Origin of the sequence: Streptomyces sp. NPDC094448, assembly GCF_044763775.1 — a bacterium.
Lineage (GTDB): Bacteria > Actinomycetota > Actinomycetes > Streptomycetales > Streptomycetaceae > Streptomyces.
The window spans coordinates 38,913-61,476 of sequence record NZ_JBIWGU010000019.1; the positions used below are offsets into that span (position 1 = coordinate 38,913).

At 70.9% G+C, this 22,564-nt stretch carries 19 protein-coding genes; 13 read left to right on the forward strand and 6 right to left on the reverse strand.

Annotated elements, in window-relative coordinates:
* Positions 1–161: 161 nt before the first annotated feature.
* Positions 162–3,158 (reverse strand): penicillin acylase family protein, encoded by a 2,997-nt coding sequence (locus ACIQ9E_RS29160; protein WP_403712095.1) that lies wholly within the window; start codon positions 3,156–3,158, stop codon positions 162–164.
* 255 nt (positions 3,159–3,413) lie between these two features.
* Between ACIQ9E_RS29160 and ACIQ9E_RS29165 the strand changes: the two genes are divergently transcribed.
* The 6 genes from ACIQ9E_RS29165 to mscL all read left to right on the forward strand — a co-directional run bounded on the left by ACIQ9E_RS29165 (position 3,414) and on the right by mscL (position 9,836).
* Entirely contained in the window at positions 3,414–4,901 is a 1,488-nt protein-coding gene (locus ACIQ9E_RS29165) for a potassium/proton antiporter (protein WP_403712135.1), read from the forward strand.
* Between the two features lie 515 nt (positions 4,902–5,416).
* The gene (locus ACIQ9E_RS29170) at positions 5,417–6,682 is read left to right on the forward strand and encodes an MFS transporter (RefSeq protein WP_403712137.1); all 1,266 of its coding nucleotides are present in this window, start codon (positions 5,417–5,419) and stop codon (positions 6,680–6,682) included.
* Between the two features lie 68 nt (positions 6,683–6,750).
* Complete coding sequence (locus tag ACIQ9E_RS29175; RefSeq protein WP_403712097.1) at positions 6,751–7,113, forward strand: FmdB family zinc ribbon protein; 363 nt, start codon at positions 6,751–6,753, stop codon at positions 7,111–7,113.
* A gap of 178 nt (positions 7,114–7,291) precedes the next feature.
* On the forward strand, positions 7,292–8,131 hold the full coding sequence (locus ACIQ9E_RS29180) for an S-methyl-5'-thioadenosine phosphorylase (RefSeq protein WP_403712099.1): 840 nt from the start codon (positions 7,292–7,294) through the stop codon (positions 8,129–8,131).
* Positions 8,132–8,777: 646 nt separating this feature from the next.
* Positions 8,778–9,149: an RcpC/CpaB family pilus assembly protein gene (locus ACIQ9E_RS29185; RefSeq protein ID WP_403712101.1), complete on the forward strand. Its 372-nt coding sequence runs from the start codon at positions 8,778–8,780 to the stop codon at positions 9,147–9,149.
* Between the two features lie 195 nt (positions 9,150–9,344).
* Entirely contained in the window at positions 9,345–9,836 is a 492-nt protein-coding gene (mscL, locus tag ACIQ9E_RS29190) for a large conductance mechanosensitive channel protein MscL (protein WP_403712103.1), read from the forward strand.
* Positions 9,837–9,867: 31 nt separating this feature from the next.
* Here the strand turns inward: mscL and ACIQ9E_RS29195 are convergent, their stop codons facing one another.
* Both ACIQ9E_RS29195 and ACIQ9E_RS29200 read right to left on the reverse strand, forming a co-directional pair.
* A complete protein-coding gene (locus ACIQ9E_RS29195; protein WP_403712105.1) occupies positions 9,868–10,074 on the reverse strand; it encodes a hypothetical protein in 207 nt (68 codons plus the stop codon).
* A gap of 31 nt (positions 10,075–10,105) precedes the next feature.
* On the reverse strand, positions 10,106–10,528 hold the full coding sequence (locus tag ACIQ9E_RS29200) for a hypothetical protein (RefSeq protein ID WP_403712139.1): 423 nt from the start codon (positions 10,526–10,528) through the stop codon (positions 10,106–10,108).
* A gap of 241 nt (positions 10,529–10,769) precedes the next feature.
* On the opposite strand from ACIQ9E_RS29200, the gene ACIQ9E_RS29205 reads away from it, so the two are divergent.
* From ACIQ9E_RS29205 to ACIQ9E_RS29215, 3 genes are all read left to right on the forward strand, one after another.
* On the forward strand, positions 10,770–11,918 hold the full coding sequence (locus tag ACIQ9E_RS29205; protein WP_403712107.1) for a low temperature requirement protein A: 1,149 nt from the start codon (positions 10,770–10,772) through the stop codon (positions 11,916–11,918).
* 12 nt (positions 11,919–11,930) lie between these two features.
* Entirely contained in the window at positions 11,931–13,067 is a 1,137-nt protein-coding gene (locus tag ACIQ9E_RS29210; RefSeq protein WP_403712109.1) for a P1 family peptidase, read from the forward strand.
* Positions 13,068–13,252: 185 nt separating this feature from the next.
* Complete coding sequence (locus ACIQ9E_RS29215; RefSeq protein ID WP_403712111.1) at positions 13,253–14,293, forward strand: DUF6227 family protein; 1,041 nt, start codon at positions 13,253–13,255, stop codon at positions 14,291–14,293.
* 151 nt (positions 14,294–14,444) lie between these two features.
* Here ACIQ9E_RS29215 and ACIQ9E_RS29220 read toward each other — a convergent pair whose 3' ends face one another.
* A complete protein-coding gene (locus tag ACIQ9E_RS29220) occupies positions 14,445–16,097 on the reverse strand; it encodes an MFS transporter (RefSeq protein WP_403712113.1) in 1,653 nt (550 codons plus the stop codon).
* A gap of 61 nt (positions 16,098–16,158) precedes the next feature.
* Between ACIQ9E_RS29220 and ACIQ9E_RS29225 the strand changes: the two genes are divergently transcribed.
* Complete coding sequence (locus tag ACIQ9E_RS29225; protein WP_403712115.1) at positions 16,159–17,124, forward strand: helix-turn-helix transcriptional regulator; 966 nt, start codon at positions 16,159–16,161, stop codon at positions 17,122–17,124.
* 511 nt (positions 17,125–17,635) lie between these two features.
* Here the strand turns inward: ACIQ9E_RS29225 and ACIQ9E_RS29230 are convergent.
* A complete protein-coding gene (locus ACIQ9E_RS29230; RefSeq protein ID WP_403712117.1) occupies positions 17,636–18,637 on the reverse strand; it encodes an RNA polymerase sigma factor RpoD/SigA in 1,002 nt (333 codons plus the stop codon).
* Between the two features lie 148 nt (positions 18,638–18,785).
* Here ACIQ9E_RS29230 and ACIQ9E_RS29235 point away from each other — a divergent pair, with 148 nt between their 5' ends.
* Positions 18,786–19,325, forward strand: coding sequence for a GNAT family N-acetyltransferase (locus ACIQ9E_RS29235; RefSeq protein WP_403712119.1), 540 nt, complete (start codon positions 18,786–18,788; stop codon positions 19,323–19,325).
* 134 nt (positions 19,326–19,459) lie between these two features.
* Positions 19,460–20,587 (forward strand): questin oxidase family protein, encoded by a 1,128-nt coding sequence (locus tag ACIQ9E_RS29240; protein WP_403712121.1) that lies wholly within the window; start codon positions 19,460–19,462, stop codon positions 20,585–20,587.
* Between the two features lie 220 nt (positions 20,588–20,807).
* Here ACIQ9E_RS29240 and ACIQ9E_RS29245 read toward each other — a convergent pair whose 3' ends face one another.
* Positions 20,808–21,614, reverse strand: a complete 807-nt coding sequence (locus ACIQ9E_RS29245) for a dioxygenase (RefSeq protein WP_403712123.1) — start codon at positions 21,612–21,614, stop codon at positions 20,808–20,810.
* A 90-nt stretch (positions 21,615–21,704) separates the two neighbouring features.
* On the opposite strand from ACIQ9E_RS29245, the gene ACIQ9E_RS29250 reads away from it, so the two are divergent.
* The gene (locus tag ACIQ9E_RS29250; protein ID WP_403712125.1) at positions 21,705–22,271 is read left to right on the forward strand and encodes a MarR family winged helix-turn-helix transcriptional regulator; all 567 of its coding nucleotides are present in this window, start codon (positions 21,705–21,707) and stop codon (positions 22,269–22,271) included.
* Positions 22,272–22,564 lie beyond the last annotated feature (293 nt).

The window sequence follows — 22,564 nt, forward strand, 5'->3', positions numbered from 1 at the left end:
AGGCGACCGGAGTGCGCCCGGCGGACGGCCCGCGCGCGCCGCTGCAAGGGGCGCGAAACGGCGCGGGGCCCCGGCCATGATCATGGCCGGGGCCCCGCGTATCGCCGCTCCGGGCGTCGCGGCAGCAGACCGTGGAGTCCGGTCTGCTGCCGCGGTTCCCGCTACTCCTGCGGTTCCGCCGTGTCAGCGGACTCATTCGTCGCGGCGGGATCCGGTGCTTCCGTCGAATCCGGTGCTTCCGCTTCCTCCGACGGGACGAGGGTCAGGGTGTCGACCGTGTTCTCCTCCACCGCCTTCTCGGTGAAGGACCAGTCGAGCAGCTCGCCCTTGGCCCATTTGTCCGTCTGGTCGGTGTAGTGCGCGCTGTAGGCATGCCCCGACGCACCGGTCAGGTTGATCCAGCGCGACTTGTCCCAGTCCCCGACGTTGACCACCATCCGCATGGACGGCACCCAGACGACGTCGTAACCGGAGGCCGCGTTCCAGCCGGTGGCGTTCACCGTCGCCTCACCGCCGCCCAGGTTCCACGGGCCGCGGTTCAGCAGGTGCTGGAGCACGCCGGGGCCCTCCTTGCCGAGCGTCTGGTTCTTCAGCGTCAGCTGGTGCAGCCGGCCCCAGCTCCATGTCTCCATGTCCTTGCCCAGCTTGGCCGTCAGCTCCCAGCGGGCGTCCTCCATGGCGCGGGCGAACAGCTCGTCCCGGGTCTTGGTCGCCTTGTCCGTACGGCTGGCGGGCGAGGTCCACCAGGGGTTGTCCTCGTCCTGGTAGATGCTCCGGACCACCTCGAACCAGCGGTCGCCGCCGTCCGGCTGCGCGGATTCGCCGTCCCGCTCACCGCACTCGATGACCGGTTCGATCTGGTCGTCGGGCCCTGCCTCGTCGAGCGGGCTGACGCTCAGGCAGTCGCCCTCGGCGCGCAGCTCCTTCGGCAGCTTGTTGCCGAAGGCGAGCTTGAGGATATTGCGCCAGACGGCGTTGAAGTACGCGGCGGCGGCCGAATCCGGCTCCTGGCTGTAGTCCCAGCCCTCCAGCAGCTTCTGCGCCTCGCGGACGTTGGGGTCCTTGATGTCGAGCTTGATGAGGATGGGGTTCAGCAGCGAGGCGATCTCGCTCCTGTTGTCCATCTGCATCGTCCGCATGTCCTCGGTGGAGATCTTCCCGCCGTCTTTGGTCTTCTGCTCGATGAGATGGTTGATGCGCTCGCTGCGGGCGCCGTATCCCCAGTCCTTGGTCAGCAGATGCGCGTACGACTTGCCGATGACGGCCTGGTTGGCGGTGACGATGTAGCCGCGCTCCGGGTCCTCCTCGTACGGCATCTCCTCGAAGGGGACGGGGTGCTGCTTCCAGTAGTACGCGGGGTCCCAGCCGGGCACCGGACGGGTGCCGTCGCCCTGGGCGCGGACCGGGATCCAGCCGGGGGCCTGGTAGCCGATCTTGCCCCTCTTGTCGGCGTAGATCAGGTTCTGGGACGGCACCTCGAATTTGGCGGCGGCCTGGCGGAAGGAGGGGAAGTCCTTGGCCCGGTTCAGGGCGAAAATGGCGTCCATGGACTTGCCTGGCCGGAGCGCCGTCCACTGGAGGGAGACGCCGTAGCCGGTGGCCCGGTCGGGGGCGGAGTTGTCGACCGGGGCCCTCACCCCGACGTTCTCCAGCTCGGTGGAGCGGTCGGAGATCAGGGGGCCGCGCTTGGTCGTCCGGACCGTGATCGTCCGGGGCTTGCCGCCGGCGACCTTGATGACCTCCCTGCGGGTGGTCAGCCTCTCCTCGCGGTTGTTCTTCTCGTCGGTGAGGTAGCTGTCGCCGGAGACCTTCTCCAGATAGAGGTCGGTGACATCGGCACCCAGATTGGTCAGACCCCAGGCGATGTCCCGATTGTGTCCGATGATCACACCGGGCATACCGGAGAAGGTGAACCCGGCGGTGTCGAATTTGCAGGTGTCGGAGAGCTTCCGGCAGTGCAGGCCCATCTGGTACCAGAGCGACGGGAGCTGGGGGGCGAGGTGCGGGTCGTTGGCGAGCAGCGGCTTGCCGGTGGTCGTGAGGCTGCCGGAGACGACCCAGGAGTTCGAGCCGATGCCGTCGCCGTTGGGGCCCAGCAGAGCGGGGATGCCGTCGAGGCTCTCGGCGATACCGGCGAGCTGGGTGTTCACGCCCTCGACCGCGTCGGCTGCGTCGGTGCCGCCGGTGAAGCCTTCGCCGGGGCCGCTGTTGCCGGCGAGACCGGAGCCTTCGCCCGTACCACCCTGTCCGGAGTCGGATCCGGAACCGGAATCGGAACCGGAATCGTTGCTACCACTGCCGTTGCTGTTGCCGTTGCCGTTGCTGTTGTCGAGCTGGGAGCCCCTGCCTCCGCTGTTGTCGCCGTCGCGCTTGTTGTCGGAGGGGTCCGCCTTCGGGTCGAAGACACCCTCGGACTCGTCGACGGCGCCGTTGCCCATGATCGGCTTTTTTTGTCGGTACGGATCCGGATACAGCTGGTCGATCTGCTTGGTGTCCAGACGGGGCTCCATCAGCGCGCGGTCGATCTCGTCCTGCATATTGCCGCGCAGGTCCCAGGCCATCGCCTTGAGCCAGGCCACCGAGTCGACCTCGGTCCACGGCTCCGGCTTGTAGTCGTTGGTGAGGGCGAGGGCCGCGTACTCGACCGAGAGTTCCTTGCCCTCCTTGCCCTTCAGATAGGCGTTGACACCGTCGGCGTACGCCTTCAGGTACGCCTTCGTCTCCTTCGAGAGCTGGGTCTTGAACTCCTCCTGCGCGACGTTCCGCCAGCCGAGGGTGCGGAGGAAGGCGTCCGTTTTGACCTGCCCGGAGCCGAACATCTCGGAGAGCCTGCCGGCCGTCATATGACGGCGTACATCCATCTCCCAGAAGCGGTCCTGCGCCTGGACGAAGCCCTGGGCGCGGAAGAGGTCGGCGTCGCTGTCCGCGTAGATCTGCGGAACGCCGTAGTCGTCGCGCTTGACTTCGACCCGGCCCTCAAGGCCCGGAATGTCGATCTCGCCGGTCGTCTGGGGGAAGGAGGCGCGGACGGCGTCGACGCCCCAGTAGCCGCCGTAACCGATGCCGCCGAGGAGCGCGAGCACCAGGACGATCACGAGCAGGCGGCCGCGTCGCCCCTTCTTCTTCTTGGGGGAAGAGGCCGTTGTGTTGGAGGGCATCGCTGTCCTTCGAGGCGCAAGCTGGTCCTGGAGTGCTGGAGCAACCATAGGCGCAGCGGCCCCACACCCCCGACGCGGTATCCGTCAGTGCCCGGCCGGAGCGCCACCTTGCGCCCCATTCACGGCAGTTGGCGGACGGGAACAACTATGTGGTCACAGGCGTCAAGAAAACGTTAAAGATTAGGTAAGGTAACGAAGTGTCGCCGCCCGGAATCACCGTCCGGCACGTAGAGGCGCGAAGGGAAGGATCGGCCACTGACTGTTCACGACCTCAACGAGCTGCTGTTCAGCGGCGCTCTCGTCCTGCTGATCGCCGTCGCTGCGGTACGCATCTCGTCCCGTAGCGGGCTCCCCAGCCTGCTGCTGTATCTGGGCATCGGGGTGGCCATCGGCCAGGACGGCATCTTCAACGTCACGTTCAACAACGCCGAACTGACACAGGTAATCGGTTATGCCGCTCTTGTGGTGATTCTTGCCGAAGGCGGCTTGGGCACCAAATGGCAGGAGATCAAACCTGCGTTGCCCGCGGCCGTCGCCCTGTCGACCGCCGGTGTCGCGGTGAGCGTGGGCATCACGGCGGCCGCGGCGCACTATCTCGTCGGTCTGGAGTGGCGCCAAGCGCTGATCATCGGTGCGGTCGTCTCGTCGACGGACGCGGCGGCGGTCTTCTCGGTGCTGCGGAGGGTGCCCCTGCCGTCGCGGGTCACCGGTGTGCTGGAGGCCGAGTCCGGCTTCAACGACGCGCCCGTGGTGATCCTGGTCGTGGCCTTCTCGGCGGCGGGACCGGTGGACGACTGGTACGTCCTCGTCGGGAAGATAGCGCTGGAGCTGGCGATCGGCGCGGGCATCGGCCTCGCAGTGGGCTTCGCCGGGGCCTTCGGGCTGCGGCATGTGGCGCTGCCCGCCTCCGGCCTGTACCCGATCGCCGTGATGGCCATCGCGGTGATCGCCTACGCGGCCGGGGCGATGGCCCACGGCAGCGGCTTCCTCGCCGTCTATCTGGCCGCCGTCGTCCTCGGGAACTCCGGGCTGCCGCACGCACCGGCCAGCCGCGGATTCGCCGAGGGGCTGGGCTGGATCGCGCAGATCGGGATGTTCGTCCTGCTGGGTCTGCTGGTCACCCCGCACGAACTGGGCGACGACCTGGTCCCGGCCCTGCTCATCGGCCTGGTGCTGACGATGGTGGCCCGGCCGCTGTCGGTGCTGTTCAGCCTGCTTCCGTTCGGCATTCCCAAACGGGAACAGGTGCTGCTGTCCTGGGCCGGGCTGCGCGGGGCCGTGCCCATCATCCTGGCGACCATCCCCATGGTGTCGGGGGTCGCGGACAGCACCCGCGTCTTCAACATCGTCTTCGTGCTGGTCGTCGTCTACACCCTGGTGCAGGGGCCGACGCTGCCGTGGCTGGCGCGGGCGCTGAAGCTGGGCCCGGGCGCGCCCTCCGATCTGGGCATCGAGTCCGCCCCGCTGGAGCGACTGCGCGGGCATCTGCTCTCCGTCGCCATTCCGGAGGAGTCGAAGATGCACGGTGTGGAGGTGGCCGAGCTGCGGCTGCCCGCCGGGGCGGCGGTGACGCTGGTCGTCCGGGGCGGCCAGAGCTTCGTACCGCTGCCGACGACCGTGCTGCGCCGCGGGGACGAGCTGCTGGTGGTGGCGACGGATCCGGTACGGGACGCGGCCGAGCGGCGGCTGCGGGCCGTGGGCCAGGGCGGCAAGCTGGCGGGCTGGCTGGGGACGGCGCGTTAGGCGGCGGGGGGAGGAAGGCGCCCGGAACATGCCGTCCGCGTGCCTCCTGGGACGACGAGGGCCACCGGCGGCGGGCGCTGCCGGGCCCGACCCGCCGCCCCCGGCGGCGGAGCCCCTTTCCCAGGCACCTCCTCCCGGATTCCGCTTCCCGGGTGCCTCCCGGAACGAGCGGCTACGATGAGGGCACACCCTGATCGACCACCTCTGCCTGACGCAGAGCTGGCGCGACCGTATGGCGGCCGCGGTGTCCCGGACGTCCCCGCTGTGGACCGGGCCCCGGTATCTACCGCAGTTCTGCGCGAGTGGACAGCTCTCGGCGGCTCCATACGGCTCACGGCCCGTGGGAGCCGCTACCAGGCGGCAGAAAGGCACGGACCGTGGACTCCGCGGTCACCGACACCGGCGACGGCCGCCCTCAGGGCCCGACCGGCCGCCCCGGCAACGGAAATGCCGACACCGCCACCGGCAGCCCTTCCGGCTCGCCGCAGGACGGCAAGCGTCCCGGGTACGGGCAGCTGCTGCGTACCCCCGGCGCCTGGACGTTCCTGCTCCCGGGCTTCGCCGCCCGGCAACCGTTCGCGATGCTGACGATAGGCATCATCCTGCTGGTCCAGCACACCACCGGTTCATACGGCAGCGCCGGCGCGGTCGCCGCGGCGGCCGGTGTCTCCATGGCGCTGTTCGCGCCGCAGAGCGGCAGGCTGGCCGACCGCTTCGGGCAGCGGGCCGTCCTGCTGCCGGGGGTCGTCGTCCATGCCGCTTCCGTCTCCGCGCTGATCGCCCTGGCGCTCGCCGACGCTCCCTTGTGGGCACTGTTCACCGCGGCGGTCCCGACGGGTGCCTCCGTACCGCAGATCGGGCCCATGGTCCGGGCCCGGTGGGCGGCCAAGCTCGACGGATCACCGCTGATGCCGACGGCGGCGGCGTTCGAATCGGTGACGGACGAGTTCACCTTCGTCGTCGGCCCGGTGCTGGCGACCGCGCTGTGCACCGGAGTGCACCCGGCCGCCGGCCTGATCGCCGAGGGCATCCTCACCCTGGTCGGCGGCCTGCTGTTCGCCGCCCAGCACCGTACGCAACCGCCCGTCGTACGGCGCGACGGCGCCACCGGCACCACCGGCGGAAGGCAGGCTTCCGCACTCTCCGTACCCGGAGTGCGCGTCCTGGTCGTGGCCTTCCTCGGCATCGGCTCCGTCTTCGGCGGTATGCAGGTCTCCCTGACCGCGTTCACCGAGGAGATCGGCAATCCGGGCGTGAACGGCGTCCTGTACGGCATCTTCGCGGCGGGCAACATGCTGGCCGGCATCGCCTGCGGAGTCGTCGCCGCGAAGAACGGGCCGCTGCGGCGCATGGTCATCGGCTACGTGGGCCTGGCCCTGAGCGTCTCCGTGCTCTGGTCGCTGCACTCCGTGATCCTGCTCGGCGCCTTCGGCCTGCTCGTCGGGCTCTGTATCGCACCGGCCCTGATCAGCGGATACACCCTGGTGGAGAGTCTGGTGCCGGCCTCGGCACGGACCGAGGCGTTCACCTGGCTGACCGCGGCCGTGGCGCTCGGGCAGGCGGCCGCGGTGACCTCGGCGGGACAGCTGGCGGATGCCCACGGCGCCAGTGCGGGATTCCTCGTTCCGCTGGTGGGAACCGTACTGGCGCTGGCCACTCTGCTGGCGCTGCGCACCCGGCTGATGCCCGGTGGCGGACGGACCGCAGGGCGGATAGCGGCCCGCGGAACGACCCCGGAAGCCAGTGGCGAGGATCACCGCTCGCCGGTGCCGGTGGACTGAAACGTTGGAATAGGTCACTATAGACCGTCGTTAGCACTCACTGAGTGAGAGTGCCAGGAGGAAGACAAGTGCCGACCTACCAGTACCAGTGCACCGAATGCGGCGAGGGCCTTGAGGCGGTGCAGAAGTTCACCGATGACGCCCTGACCGTATGCCCGAGCTGCGACGGACGCCTGAAGAAGGTGTTCTCCGCGGTCGGCATCGTCTTCAAGGGTTCCGGTTTCTACCGGAACGACAGCCGCGGCGCGTCGTCGAGCGCGTCCCCGGCGGCCTCGGCGAAGGGCTCCGGCTCGGAGAAGACGGCGGCGTCCTCCGGTTCCTCGGACTCCTCCGGTTCCTCTTCGTCGTCTTCGTCGTCTTCCGCTTCGTCCTCCTCCTCGTCGTCGGCATCCTCGTCGTCGGCGTCGACCGCGAGCACCTCGGCCGCCTGAGGCCGTACGCCGTACGCAAGGCCCTCGGCCGCCTGAGGCTGTACACGAGGCTTCTGGACCCCGTCCGCCCTGTGCGGCCGGGGTCCTTGCCGTTCCCGGGGCCGTGGCTCCCGGGCTCCGGTTCCCTGGCGGATTTCCGGGGGTTCCGGCCCGCCCGAGCGTCGATAGTGTGATCGGTATGGCGAACACCAACGCAGAAATCGGCGTGATCGGCGGCTCGGGGCTGTACTCCTTCCTGGAGGACGTCACCGAGGTGACCGTCGACACGCCGTACGGCAGCCCGAGCGACTCTCTGTTCCTGGGCGAGGTGGGCGGCCGGAAGGTCGCCTTCCTCCCCCGCCACGGCCGGGGTCACCGGATTCCGCCGCATCGCATCAACTACCGCGCCAATCTGTGGGCGCTGCGGTCCGTCGGTGTGCGGCAGGTGCTGTCGCCCTGTGCGGTGGGCGGGCTGCGCCCGGAGTACGGGCCCGGCACCCTCGTCGTACCCGATCAGCTCGTGGACCGTACGAAGTCCCGGGTCGAGACGTACTTCGACGGGGAGACACGGCCGGACGGTGCCGTGCCGAACGTGGTGCACACGACCTTCGCCGATCCGTACTGCCCGGCGGGACGGGCCGCGGCGATGAAGGCGGCGCGTGGCCGCGACTGGGAGCCGGTTGACGGGGGCGCGCTGGTCGTCATCGAGGGGCCGCGGTTCTCGACCCGGGCCGAATCCCGCTGGTTCGCATCCGAGGGGTGGTCGATCGTCGGGATGACCGGGCATCCGGAGGCGATCCTCGCCCGCGAGCTGGCGCTCTGCTACACGGCGCTGGCACTGGTCACGGACCTGGACGCGGGCGCGGAGACCGGGGAAGGCGTCTCGCACACCGAGGTGATGCGGGTCTTCGGCGAGAACGTGGGGCGGCTCCGGGAGGTGCTCTTCGACGCGGTGGCGGCGCTGCCGGCGGAGGTGGAGCGGGACTGTCTGTGCGTGGGCGCGCACGACGGCTGGGATCTGGGGATCGACCTGCCCTGACCAGGGCGGGGGGACGGGATGCAGACCGGGTCGGGTACGGGCTCGTTGGATGCGGGCTGCCGGATGGGCGGCGGGACGCGGACGTGGTGGAGAAGTGGGCCGGTGGGGCGCTTGTGGGTGAGGACGTTGTCCACAGTCGGGGACCTGTCCACAGGCGTCGGCAGGATCGTGGCGGAAGGCGGATCGTGAGGGCACGCGGCCGGTGACGGCCGGATCCGGTCCTCGACGACAGGCGGTGCCCACGATGTCCGTTCTCCCTCCTTCTCCCTCTCCGTCCTCCCCTCCTTCTCCTTCTTCTCCTTCTTCTCCTTCTTCTCCACATTCGGGTCCGTCGGGTCTTTCGGGCCCTTCGGCGTATCCCGCGGGCTCGTTCCTTCCGCCGCCGTCCGTCCCGGGTCCCCGGAGCGTGCCGGAGTTCCCGCCCTTGCGGGTACGGGGCGGGGCGCACCGGCTCCGGAGGGCGTTGCGGCGGCACGGGCGTGTACTCGCGGCCGGGCTCGCGGTGGTCGCGGCTGCCGTGGCCGCATCGGGCGCCCGTAGTGCTGTGGGGACGGAGGGCGCTCCGTCCTCCGCCGGTGCGGCTGCGCGTGACGGGACGAGGGCCGTGGGGGCGGCCGGACCTCCGGTGCGGATGGTGTCGGCTCCTGTGCGGATCGCCGACGCGGAGACGGTACGGCTGCTGCGCCCCGGGGACCGGGTCGATGTGATCGCGACGTCCGGCCCGTCTTCGGAACCGGGTTCGGGGCCCGCTCTGCGGACGGGTGCGGGCTTCGGGCCGGACACGGGAGCGGGCAGCGGAGCGGACGCCCGGGCGGATGGGCGGACGGTCGATGCGCGGGTGGTGGTGGCCGGTGTGCGGGTGACCGCGGTGCCCGAGCCTCCGGTGCGGCCGGAAGGGCCGGAGGGGCTTGAAGGCGACGGCGGCGGGGCGCTGGTGGTGCTCTCCGTGCCACGGGCGTCGGCCGCCGAGCTGGCGGGTGCCGCAGCCACCTCCCGTCTCGCGGTGACGGTGTGCTGACCGCGGCCGGACACGCCCCCGGACCCCCCGGATACGGCACCGCCCCCGCCCTGTCCCTGCAGACGGGCCCGGTTCGCACTGGCGTACCTTCGTTGCGTCTCGCGGTCACCCGGAATTGGACAGCGCGACCACTCCGTGCCGTAGGTTGCGGAGCGCTTAGCTCCGAAAACCGCGTTCGCAACGAAAGGCTCAGTGGTGACCGAGAAGAAAGTCAGCGTCCTGGAGGGCTTCAAGGCCTTCCTGATGCGCGGCAATGTGATCGACCTGGCGGTTGCCGTCGTCATCGGCGCGGCGTTCACCCAAGTGGTCAACTCCGTCGTGAAGGGGGTCATCAACCCTCTGGTCGGCGCCTTCGGCACCAAGGATCTCGACGCCTACAGCTCCTGCATCAAGGGCACCTGCCAGGTGGTCAACGGCGAGGTGCAGGGCATCAAGATCCTCTGGGGTTCGGTGCTCGGTGCGACGCTGAGCTTCCTGATCACGGCCGCGGTCGTCTACTTCCTGATCGTCTACCCCCTGGCCAAGTATCTGGCCCGCAAGGCGGCCCGGGATGCGGCGAAGGAAGGCGCGAAGGAGGTCGTCGAGCTGTCGGAGCTGGAGGTTCTCAAGGAGATCCGCGACGCCCTGGTCGCCCAGTCCCGGGGCAACGGCACGACGGGCGGATCCGTGGGGCGGCCGCAGCCGTAGGCGGTCTGTTCGGAGGTCTCCGGGCCGCGGGTCACAGGTGGTGGGGCGGCTTCTCGTCGAAGAAGCGTGCGAGGTCGTCGGCGCTGCCGCCGCCCGCCGGAGGCCGCTCACCCCACCCGCGGTCCGTGTCGTCCGAGGACTGCCGGTCCAGCGGATCGTCGAAGATCAGGGCCGGCGCAGGCTTCGTGCGCCCGGGGTTCTTCGCGTCTCGCGGGCCGGGGGCGGGGGCGGTACTCATAACTCCAGGGTACGGCGGGTGGCGGTGGGCGTCAGCGGTCCTTCGGGCCCAGCGCCCACAGGCCGAGGACGACGAAGAGCGACAGACAGAGGAAGGCCCCCCACCACCAGGCGGCTGCGGTGCGGCCCGCCATCCAGGCGTCGGGGACCACGGTCAGGCCTCGCAGCTGTCCCGCGACCGCGGTCAGGACGAGGACCAGCCGCGCGGTGAGCCCCGCGGCCCGCTCCGGGTACTGCTCCGGGTACTGCTCCCCGCCGGCGCCGGGCTCCGGGCCGCTGCGGCCGATCCGGGGGTCCGTCCAGCCGCTGCCCGGCCTGATCCGTGGATACCGCTCCTGGACGGCAGTGGGGTGACGGCTTAGGCCAGTCGGCCCGGGACCTGGATAGGGAGGGTGCCGGGCGCGGGATGGGCCTCGTATGACGATGCCCTCTGCCGGAGACGGCCCCGAAGTCAGCCCCGAAGACCCGTCCGGGTCAGAGGCCGGTTCCGGGTCGGGCGCCGGAGCCGGTCCCGCAATCGGGGCGGGGTCCGGAGCCGGTTCCGGTTCCGGTTCCGGTTCCGGAGCGGAAGCCGAGGCGGAGTCCGGGGTTGGGGCAGGGTCCGGGGCCGGGGCGGGCGCCGGGGCCCGGGGCGCGGGGCGGTCGGGCGCCGAGGCCGGGTTGGCGCCGGGGAGCGGGGTGGCGCCTTGGCGGCGCATGCTCCCCCGCCGTACCGATGAGCCACACCGTGCCGCGACCCCGCTGGAGCTGTTCTTCGACCTCTGCTTCGTCGTCGCCGTGGCGCAGGCGGGCGTGCAGCTCGTGCACGCGGTCGCCGCGGGGCATATCGCGCAGGGCGTGGCCGGGTACGGGTTCGTCTTCTTCGGGGTGTGGTGGGCGTGGATGAACTTCACCTGGTTCGCCTCCGCCTACGACTGCGACGACGTGCCGTACCGGATCGCGACGCTGGTGCAGATCGCCGGGGTGCTGGTCTACGCGGCCGGGGTCCCGCGGGCGTTCGACGCGAACGACTGGAGCATCGCGGTCGCCGGGTATCTGATCATGCGGCTCGCGCTGACGACGCAGTGGCTGCGGGCCGCGGCTTCGGAGTCCGGCGAGGCACGGCGTACGGCGCTGCGGTACGCCGGGGGGATCACGCTCTGCCAGCTGGCATGGGTGGCGCTGCTGTTCGCGCCGGACGACACCAAGCGGTGGCTGTTCCTGGTGGTGATCGCGGGCGAGCTGGCGGTGCCGCTGTTCGCGGAGTTCCGGCACCGGACGCCGTGGCATCCGCACCACATCGCGGAGCGGTACGGGCTGTTCACGCTGATCGTGCTCGGGGAGACGATGTCGGCGAGCACGATCGCCGTCCAGTCGGCGCTCGACGAGCACAAGGCGGTGGCCGAGCTGCTGCCGCTGGCGGCCGGGGGCCTGCTGATCATCTTCTCCGCCTGGTGGATCTACTTCGCGGTTCCCGAGCACGAGCATCTGACGTCCAACCGGCGGGCGATTCCGTGGGGTTACGGCCATGTGCTGGTGTTCGGTTCGGCCGCGGCGATCGGCGCGGGCATGGAGGTGGCCGTGGAGCACGCGGTCGGTCAGGCGCGGGTGTCGGACGCGGCGGCCGCGGCCGCGGTCACCGTTCCGACGGCGGTCTTCCTGCTGACGGTGTGGCTGCTGCACTCCCGGCATTTCAAGCGGGGTGCGGCACAGCAGTCGGTGCTGCCGCTCGCGGCAGCGGCGGTGCTGGGGTGCACCTTCGGCGGGAACTGGGCGGTTCCGGCGGCCGGTCTGGTCGCGGCGGCAGCGGTTGCGGTCGGTGTGGTGCTCTCGGAGCGGACGCGGGGCGCGGCGCTGCCCGCGTGATACGGAGACCCCATGAATGATGCGACGGATGCAACGAATGCGGAAGATACGGCGAATGCGACGGCTGCGGCAGGTGTACGGGACGGGCTGACGGATGTGGCCGGGCTGCGGGTGGGCCATGCGGAGGTGCCGGGTGCGGGGGCGCTGAGCGGGACGACGGTGGTGCTGGCTCCGGAGGAGGGTGCGGTGGCGGCGGTGGACGTCCGCGGCGGCGGGCCTGGCACCCGGGAGACGGATGCGCTGGACCCCCGCAATCTGGTGCAGCGGGTGGAGGCGGTGGTGCTGACCGGCGGCAGCGCGTTCGGGCTGGACGCGGCGGGCGGGGTGATGGCGTGGCTGGAGGAGCGGGGGCGGGGGGTGCCGGTGGCACCGGGACGGGTGGTGCCCGTGGTTCCGGCTGCCTGTCTGTTCGACCTGGGACGCGGCGGAGACTGGGGTGCCCGGCCCGGGGCGGCGACGGGCCGGGCAGCGGTGGAGGCCGCGGAGGCGTCGGGCGAGGGGGCTCCGGTGGCGGAGGGGAATGTCGGGGCGGGCCGGGGTGCGGTGGCCGGTGGCCTCAAGGGGGGTGTGGGGACGGCGAGTACGGTGCTGCGGGGCGCCGGGGCGGATGGTGCCGATGTGACGGTGGCGGCGCTGGTGGTGGTGAATGCGGCGGGGTCGGTGCTGGATCCGGCGACGGGGGTGCTCTACGGGCAGTACGTGCACGGGACGGGCGGCGGTGCGGCGGGGGCTGCCGGTACGGGGACGGAGTGGATCCGGTTCCCGGCGCCCGCGGTGCACGCGGCGGCGCTGGGGCAGCTGGAGGAGGCGCGGGAGGCGAGTGGTCCGCCGCCGTTGAACACGACGCTGGCGGTGGTGGCGACGGACGCCGATCTGGTACGGGCGCAGGCGCACAAGCTTGCGGGTACGGCGCACGACGGTATCGCGCGCGCTGTGCGTCCGGTGCATCTGCTGAACGACGGCGATACGGTCTTCGCGCTCGCCACGGGGGCGGTGGGGCTGCCCGTGGAGAGTCCGCTCGCGCTGAACGGGTTGCTGGCGGCGGGTGCGGATGTGGTGTCGCGGGCGGTGGTGAAGGCGGTTCTGGCGGCGGAGTCGGTGGCGGGTCCGGGCGGGGTGTATCCGGCGTACCGCGATCTCTATCGGTAGCCCACCGCACTCGTCGTACTCCTGGCCGAGGACATCAACTGACATGCCAGATATGCACCGTTGACAGCCGGCGGGAACTTCCCCAAGAGTTCCTACGTTTTCGGTAAGGCTGGACGCGGTGTCGGAAGCAGGGGCTACTTTTAGCTATCAACGTGTTACTTGTGGCGACGGCCAGGAGACCCACTTTGAACGATCCGTACGAGACAACCGAGACGCACCTCGCGCGACTCCTGGGTCGGGCGCTCAACTCCTTCGACCTGCCGGATACGACGGTCGAGAGACTGTACTCGGCTCTGGCTCACGCGAGTTCGCTGCATTCCTCGCACCACAGCGCGGATCTGGACCGGGCTACGTACCGTCATGCGTATCTGCTCACCGACGGCTCCTCGGTGGTGCTGTGGGAGCTGGTGCACAACTCGGGGCCGGGCAGTTCGGAGCAGCACGAGGTGTATGCGGACGAGTCGGAGGTGCGGCTGGCCGCCTCCCGGCTGCCGTCGGGCTTTCCCGGTTTCGCGGACCCGGGTCCGGCAGCCCGCCCGGATGCGGGTTTCGGAGCCGTCCACGGCTCCGGCAGGGGCGGCGGGCACGGCGGCACGGGTGCGGGCGGTCCCGGTTCGCGTGGTCCCGGTGCGGCCGGCCCCGGTACAGGTGGCCCCGGTACGGGTGCCGTTGGTACGGGTCCTGGCGGCACCGATGCGTCCGGCGGTGACTACGGCGTCGCGGACGCGGCGGACCGGGGTGCGCTCGGGCCCGCGGGTCTGGGTTCCGATCCCCTTCCGGGCGGGGATTTCGGTCCCGTTCCCGGTCCGGGGTTCGACAGCGATATCGACCTGCTCGCCGGTCTGCTGGCGGCGCCGCCAGCCCCGCTCCCCCGGATGTACGTCCCGGACAACTCCGCCGACCACGCCCGCCGGGTGCTGCGCCGCGCGGAGAACGCGGACGGTCCCGGCCCGAAGACGGCGGAGCTGCTGCGCAGCGCGTTCGCCCACCACATCACCCAGGTCTTCGGACGTCAGTGCCGGGTCGGCGACCGGGAGGCCGGGTTCACCCTCTACGAGCATGCGTTTCTGCTGATCGACGGGGCGGAGGTCTCCCTCTGGGAGGTCGAGCACACGGCGACTCCCGACGGCAGGCATATGTGCGAGGTGTATGGGTCGGAGAGTGATGCGCGAGGGGCGATGGAGTCGCGCGGGCGGGGTCGCTCGGTACCGCGCGCCGGTCTCTGACGGAGCTTCCGCCGTCCCGTGCGGGCAAGGCCGAGGGCCCTGGGATTCTTCTCCCGGGGCCCTCGGTCCATTTCTGTTGCGTCCATCGCCCTCAAGGACTGCCGCCCCAAGGACTGCTGCCTCAAGGACTGCTGCCTCAAGGACTGCCGTTTCAGGAGGTCAGCGCGGTTTCCCTGACCTTCTCGGTGTTCACAGCGCCTTGCGGGTCCCCGGTGCTCTCCTCCGCCGCGGCTCCGGTGGCGGTGCCCCGCGGCTCGCCGGGGAGTTCACCGCCGCCGCCTTCCAGGTGCTGGGCCGGTCGGGCGGGCAGCGCGAACATCAGCAGGAAGATCACGGCCAGGACCGCGACGATCCACCACAGCGACCCCTGGAAGGCGTCCGAGAAGGCGGTTCCTGCGGTGTCCGGGGTGAGCCGCTCCTCGTCGATGGCGCCGAAGAAGACGACGGCGACCAGTCCGAGTCCGAGGGCGGTGCCCATCTGCTGCACGGTGCTGATCAGCCCGGACGCGGATCCGGCGTGCTCACGCGGTACGCCGGACAGGATCGCGTCGGTCAGCGGGGCCACGATCAGGCCCATTCCGGCGCCCATCAGCACCAGCGGGGCGATCATCTGCCAGGTGGTGATGGCGGTGCCGTAGCGGTCGGCCTCCCAGATGTAGAGCAGGAGTCCGGCGATCATCGTCAGCGCACCGGCCTGGAGGACCTTGCGGCCGAACTTCGGCACCAGCTTCTGGACCGAGATCCCCGCCGCGACCGAGACGGCTATCGAGAACGGGACGCCCGTCAGCCCGGCGCGCAGCGCGCTCCAGCCCAGACCGGTCTGCATGTAGATCGTCCAGACCAGGAAGAAGACACCGAGGGCGAGGCCGAAGACCAGTTGGACGGAGATTCCGGCGGCGAAGGACTTGACCGAGAAGAGGGAGAGTTCGATCAGCGGTGAGCCGTCCTTGCGGGCCTTGTACCGCTCGTAGGCCACCAGGGCTCCGAAGACCGGCAGGCTGCCGGCCATGCAGACGTAGCCCCAGACGGGCCAGTCCAGTTCATGGCCGCGGGTCAGCGGATAGACCAGCATCAGCATGGCGGTGGTGACCAGGACGACGCCGACGAAGTCGAGCCGGAGCGCCTTCGGTGCCTTGGACTCGGCGATGTACTTACGGCCCAGGATCAGTCCGGCGATACCGACGGGCAGGTTGATCAGGAAGATCGGCCGCCATTCGAGGCCGAAGAGGTTCCACTCGGTGAGCAGAGCGCCGAGGAGCGGTCCGGAAACCGCGCCGAGTCCGACGATGGCTCCGAAGAGTCCGAAGACCTTGCCGCGTTCATGGGCCGGGAAGGTGGCGTGGACGATGGAGAGCACCTGGGGGACCATCAGGGCGGCCATGGCGCCCTGGAACAGCCGGGCCGCGATGAGCATCTCGGGGTTGACGGCGAGACCACAGAGCACGGAGGCGACGGTGAATCCGCCGATGCCGATGAGGAAGAGGCGCTTGCGGCCATAGATATCGCCGAGCCTGCCGCCCGTGATCAGACCTGCGGCGAAGGCCAGAGCGTATCCGGCGGTGATCCACTGGATGGCGCCGAAGGACGCGTCGATGGTCCGCTCGATGCTGGGGATCGCGATATTGACGATGGTGACATCGACGAGGTCCATGAACGCGGCCGTCATGATCACGGCGAGGGCTATCCAGCGGCGCCGGTCGGCCTCTCCTCCGGCGGCGTTCTCACCGGCGGCGGGACCGGAAAGGCCGTCGGGCTCATCGGCCGGGGATTCCGGTGCACTGCTCTGGGCTGGCTTTGAGGTCATGTAAGGACAGTAGGAGGCCACTAGGACAGAAGCAGTCCTAGTTGGGGTCATCCTGGGAAACATGACGGATACTCCAGTACGCCTGTTGAATCTTCTCTCCCTTCTCCAGACGCCGCGCGAGTGGCCGGGCAGTGAGCTGGCCGGCCGGTTGTCGGTGAGCACCCGGACCATCCGCCGGGATATCGACCGGCTGCGGGATCTGGGCTATCCGGTGGAGGCCACGAAGGGTGCGGTCGGTGGATACCGGCTGGTCGCGGGCGCGGCGATGCCTCCGCTGCTGCTCGACGACGAGGAGGCGGTGGCGATCGCGGTGGGGCTGCGGGCCGGGGCGGGGCATGCCATCGAAGGCGTCGAGGAGGCGTCCGTACGGGCGCTGGCAAAGCTGGAGCAGGTGCTGCCGAACCGGCTGCGGCACCGGGTGTCGGCCCTGCAGAACGCGACGATCCCACTGGTCCGCGGTGACGGGGCGACGATCGACCCGCGGACGCTGACCGTGATCGCGGGTGCGGTGAGCGGGCGGGAGAAGCTGCGCTTCGGCTATCGCGCCGGGGACGGCGCGGAGTCGAAGCGGCTGGTGGAGCCGTACCGGCTGGTGTCGACCGGGTGGCGCTGGTATCTGGTGGCGTACGACCTGGGCCGGGAGGACTGGCGGACCTTCCGGGTGGACCGGGTGTCGGAGCCGTTCGCGACGGGGGCGCGGTTCGAGGCCCGGGAGCTGCCGATGGACAGTGGGGCGGAGTTGCTGAAGGCGACGATGTCGAGGCGGTCGCAGAACGAGTACGACGTGGAGGTGGAGTTCGAGGCTCCGGCGGAGTTCGTGGCGGCCCGGCTGCCGGCGCATCTGGGGTCGCCGGTGCCGACCGGGGACACGAGCTGCCGGCTGCGGCACCGCTCCACGGACTCGGTGGAGTGGCTGGCGGTACGGCTGGCGCTGGTGGACTGCGAGTTCACCGTCCGGTCACCGGTCGAGCTGGTGGAGTACGCGAGGGATCTCGGCGCCCGTCTGACCAGGTCGACAGCGGTCTGAGGGAAGCCCGCGCCCGCGGGGTAGGCCGCACGTGCCACTGGCCACTGGCCACGCACAAGGGGCCCCGTGGGAAGCCCGCGCCCGCGGGGTAGGCCGATGGTCCGCCGCGGGACGGCGGGCGGCGGGAAAGGGCCGGGCACGGCGGCACCCTGACCGGCACGAGAGAAGCAGCGGTGCGGGCTCGGCAGAGGACCGGCACGCCGGACACCGGTACGGCACGGCGGGCGCGGCGGAGAACCGGCACGCCGGGACACGGAGCGGCCCAAGAGCAGCGCAGGCCCCGGCAGAGGAGCAGGGCAGGGAAGGACCCCGAGGCCGGGGGGATGGCCTCGGGGTCCGCTCGGTGGGGGCCTGTACGGACCCGGGTGGCGGGGTCCCGACCGTGGGACGCGCCGCCGGCCGGGTGGTGGTACGGCGGCCGGGCGCCCGGCCGCCGTACCACCGGGCCTTGTCCGGAAACGGTCCGGGAAGGGTCCGGCCTGCGCTGTCTGGCCCTGCGCCGCGGCGCGTCCTACGCCGCCTCGTCGAAGCCCGTGTCCCGCGCCATCCGCTTCAGCTCCAGCAGCGCATGCTTTTCGATCTGGCGGATGCGCTCCCGCGTCAGGCCGTGCTCCTTGCCGACCTCGGTCAGGGTGCGCTCCCGGCCGTCGACGATTCCGTACCGCATCCGGATGATGGAGGCGGTGCGCTGGTCGAGCTGTCCGATCAGATCGTCGAGTCCCTCGCTGCGCAGCAGCGTCAGCACGGACTGCTCCGGCGAGATCGCGGAGGTGTCTTCCAGCAGATCGCCGAACTGGGTCTCACCGGCGTCGTCCACGGCCATGTTCAGGCTGACGGGGTCGCGGGCCCAGTCCAGGACGTCGGTGACGCGCTCGGGGGTGGACTCCAGCTCCTGCGCGATCTCGGCGGCCTCGGGCTCCCGGCCCTTCTCCCGGTTGAACTCGCGCTGCACCCGGCGGATCCGGCCCAGCTCCTCCACCAGGTGGACGGGGAGCCTGATGGTGCGCGACTGGTCGGCTATGGAGCGGGTGATGGCCTGGCGGATCCACCACGTCGCATAGGTGGAGAACTTGAAGCCCTTCGCGTAGTCGAACTTCTCGACCGCGCGGACCAGGCCCGCGTTCCCCTCCTGAATGAGGTCGAGCAGCGGCAGACCGCTGCGCGGATAGCGGCGGGCGACGGCGACGACCAGCCGGAGATTGGAGCGGATGAACACGTCCTTCGCCCGCTCACCCGCGGCGGCCAGCGCCTCCAGCTCCTCGCGTCCGGCTCCGCCCGCCTCGCCCTCCACTTCGCCGTCGAGGATCTGCCGGGCATAGACCCCGGCCTCGATGGTCTGGGACAGCTCGACTTCGCGGGCCGCGTCCAGGAGCGGCGTACGCGCTATCTCGTCGAGGTACATGCCGACGAGGTCGCGGTCGGCGATCTCTCCGCCGGAGGCGCGAGCGCTGCTGGCCCGGCCAGTGGGTCCCTTGGTCTCGGACTGGCGACGGGCGACGGCACGGGTGGCCATGCGAGCTCCCTTGCTGAGTAGGTCGCGACACCCTTCCGGGTGCCCTGCTTCCGATGGAATCAACGATTGCAATCCGGACAGAATTCCCGTGGAGCCCGGCATTTTTTATGATCTTGCAGTACCCTGTCCGGCCACATGAGGAGGTTGCATGATCCGCTCCGGGCAAACGCCAACAGAGCTGCAGGTCAGAGCGGGTAGGGAGGACGATCTCGCGGAGCTGACCGCGCTCTACAACCACTACGTCGTGGAGACACCCATCACGTTCGACACCGCTCCCTTCACCACCGAGGAGCGGCTTCCGTGGTTGCGCTCCCACCCTGAAGACGGCCCCCACCGCCTTCTGGTTGCCCGGGACGCCGGTCAGGCCCTGCTCGGCTATGTCACCACCAGCCCGCTGCGCCCCAAGGCCGCGTACGCGACCTCGGTCGAGGTCAGCATCTACTGCGCCCCCGACGCAGGCGGCAAGGGCGTGGGCACGGCGCTGTACGAGCAGCTGTTCAAGGCGCTGGAGGGCGAGGACGTACACCGGGCGTACGCCGGGATAACCCAGCCGAACGCGGCGTCGGAGCGGCTGCACACCCGCTTCGGGTTCCGCCCTGTGGGGACGTATACGGAGGCCGGCCGGAAGTTCGGCCGCTACTGGGACATCACCTGGTACGAAAAGCCTCTCGGCCCCGGCACGGCCTGACCACGCGCCGGGCCCACCGCGCCGGGCCCGCGCCCGCCCTGGGCGCCGCGCCCGGAGACGTAGGACCGAAGGCGGGGGCCGCGTGGGGCCACGGCCCGTTACGGCCCCCGCGAGGCCCGCCTAGGGTCCGGACCATGACGACCCAGCCTCCTCGCCCCTCCCCGGTCCGGCAAGGTGACCACGCCGCCGAACCCACCACCAACACCACCAACACCACCACCAACACCACCACCGACACCACTCGCACCACCGACACCGGCATCCTCGACGAGGCCCTCGGACGCATCCATGTCTCCGGCCCCGAGCGCAACGGCTGGCTCAGCAATCACGCCCCGATGGCCGTCGAAGCCCTGGTCCGCCACGGCAGCTCCGCCGCCGTCCACCGCTGGCTGGACCGCTACCGCGACAACCTGGAGGAGATGCCCGCCCCTTACGCCCCGATCACCCCCGCCACCTGGCGCGAAGCCCTCGGCGACCCCCGCCGGATCGCCGACTGGGCGCTCCACTTCGAGCGGGAGACCACGGAGCGGCCGTGGCGCGAGGTGCTGGCCGAGTGGTGGCCCCGGCTGCTGCCGGGCATCGCGGGCGGCGCCACGCATCCCGTGATCCGGGTGGGCCACGCCGTACGGACGCTGCTGACGACGGAGGAGACCGCGCCCCGGATCACCGAGTTGGCGCACGCCCTCGGCTACTGGACGGCCCGCCACGCCCCGCTGCCGGACGTTCTGCGGTTCACGGACTCGCCTGCGGCGGCGGACGCGGCGCTCGGCGCGGTGACGCCCGTACCGGACCAGTCCGGCGGTATCCAGTCGCGGCTCGCACAGCTGACCGAGCTTCCCGGCTGGGCGGGCGCCGCCGCCTCCCCGGACGAGGCGGAGGCGCGGCTGGGCGAGCTGGTGACCGCCGCGGTGCACCGGTACGCGACCCATGGCCACGCCGAGCCGGTGATGCTGGTCCATGCGGCGACCGCGCCCAATGCCGTACTCCGGACGCTGCCCGCGCTCCCCCGGGAACTGTGGGCGCCGAGTCTGGGGGCGGCGTGGGCGGCGTCTGCGGCGGTGACCGCCGTGTATGCGCCCGCGGGGCTGACTCCGTGGGAGGGTACGGCCGCGGACCGGACGCCGGAGGAGATCTTCGAGGCCGCGGCGGCCCATGGCGACGACCACACCATCAAGTTCACGGACACGGCGCTGGACATCGGGGACGCCGGGGCCCTGACGGCCGCGGTCCGCTCCATCGAGCTGAACGAGCCGTTCCTGTAGGAACTCCTCGGCAACCGAATCGGACCCGACCGCACACGAACCAGGACCCGAACCCGACGCACGCGCCCCGAACCCGACCGCACACGAACCAGACCGGACCGGGACCCGACCCGCACCCGCACCCGCACCCGCACCCGCACCCGCACCCGACCTCACACGAACCGGACCAGCCCCGGACCCGACCCGACCCGACCGGCCCCCCCATCAGGCCCGAACCGGCTCAGCCGAACTGCAAAGACCGTTTGGCGAGCCCCCACCAGAAGCCGTCGATCACACTGCGCCCCCGCTCCAGCTCGCCCTCCGACGCGCCGAGGGTGACGAACAGCGGTGCGAAGTGTTCGGTACGGGGGTGGGCGAGCCGCCCGGCCGGCGCGGCGTGCTCGAAGTCGAGCAGCGCGTCGATATCGGCGGCGGCGAGCGCCTCCCGCCCCCAGTCGTCGAACTCGACGGACCAGCCGGGGGTGCCGTCGTGCCGGAGGGCGGCGAGGTTGTGGGTGAAGAACCCGCTGCCGACGATCAGTACGCCCTCGTCGCGGAGCGGCGCGAGCCTGCGCCCGATCTCCATCAGCCGCTGCGGGTCGAGCGTCGGCATCGACACCTGAAGGACCGGAATCGTGGCATCCGGATACATCTCGACCAGCGGTACGTAGGCGCCGTGGTCAAGCCCCCGGTCCGGCACGTCCTGGACGGGCGTTCCGGCCCGGCGCAGCAGTTTCCGTACGGATTCGGCGAGGGCGGGCGCGCCGGGGGCCGCGTACCGGACGCTGTAGTAACGCTCGGGGAAACCCCAGAAGTCGTACACCAGCGGCACGGTCGTGGTGGCGCCGAGGGCGAGAGGGGCCTCCTCCCAGTGGGCGGAGACGACCAGGATCGCGGCGGGCCGGGGCAGCCCGGCCGACCAGGCGGCGAGCTGGCCGGGCCAGAGGGGGTCGTCGGCGAGCGGGGGCGCGCCGTGGGAGAGGTAGATCGCGGGCATGCGTCCCGCCGGAGGCGTGCCGGACGGGCCGGCGGGGGTGGCGGTGGTCATGGGAGGCTCCGATCCACTTGAAAGTTCAAGCTGCACCCACTCTAAATCCGATTTAGTTCAACTTTCAAGAAAGGGTCGTAGAGTAGAGGTATGAACACGGCATCCACGGCGCCCGTCGCCGAAAACGAAGGCGAAGGCGGGGGCGGGGGCGGAGTCACGAGCGGAGGCGGCCGGGTGCCGCGCTGGCTCAGCGATGACGAGCAGCGCGTCTGGCGCGCCTATCTCCATGCCACCACCCTCTTCGACGACCATCTCGACCGCCAGTTGCAGCGCGATGCGGGGATGCCGCATATCTACTACGGACTGCTGGTCCAGCTCTCGCAGGCGCCGCACCGCCGCAAGCGGATGACCGATCTGGCGATCGACGCCAAGATCACCCGCTCCCGCCTCTCGCACGCCGTCGCACGGCTGGAGCAGAAGGGCTGGGTACGGCGCGAGGACTGCCCCTCCGACAAGCGCGGCCAGAACGCGGTGCTGACGGACCAGGGGTACGCGGTGCTGAAGGAGGCCGCGCCCGGCCATGTGGACGCGGTACGCCAGGCGATGTTCGACCGGCTCTCGCCCGAGCAGATCGAGCAGCTCGGCGAGATCATGCTGATCATCGCGGACGGGCTCCAGCCCTCGGACTCGGGCGCCGACCTGCCCTGGCTGCGCTGAGCCCCCCGGCCCCTGCCCCGGACCACTGCGGTACGGCACACCTCACGCCCACCTCACGCACCCCTGTACGCCCCCGGCCCCGGCCCCGGCCGCCCACACCCGCCCCTCCCCCCTTCCTCCTCTCCCCCCTCCCCTCTCCCCTCTCCCCTCTCCCCTCTCTCCCGGCTTGGACATGCGGGAGGGCCCCGCCGGATCTCTCCGACGCTGTTGGCGAATTCTTCGGGCCTTGGCTTCGCCCCGCTGGTTATCCGGCGGGGCGAAGTGCTGCCAGGTGGGAGGTTCGGGTGCGGGCT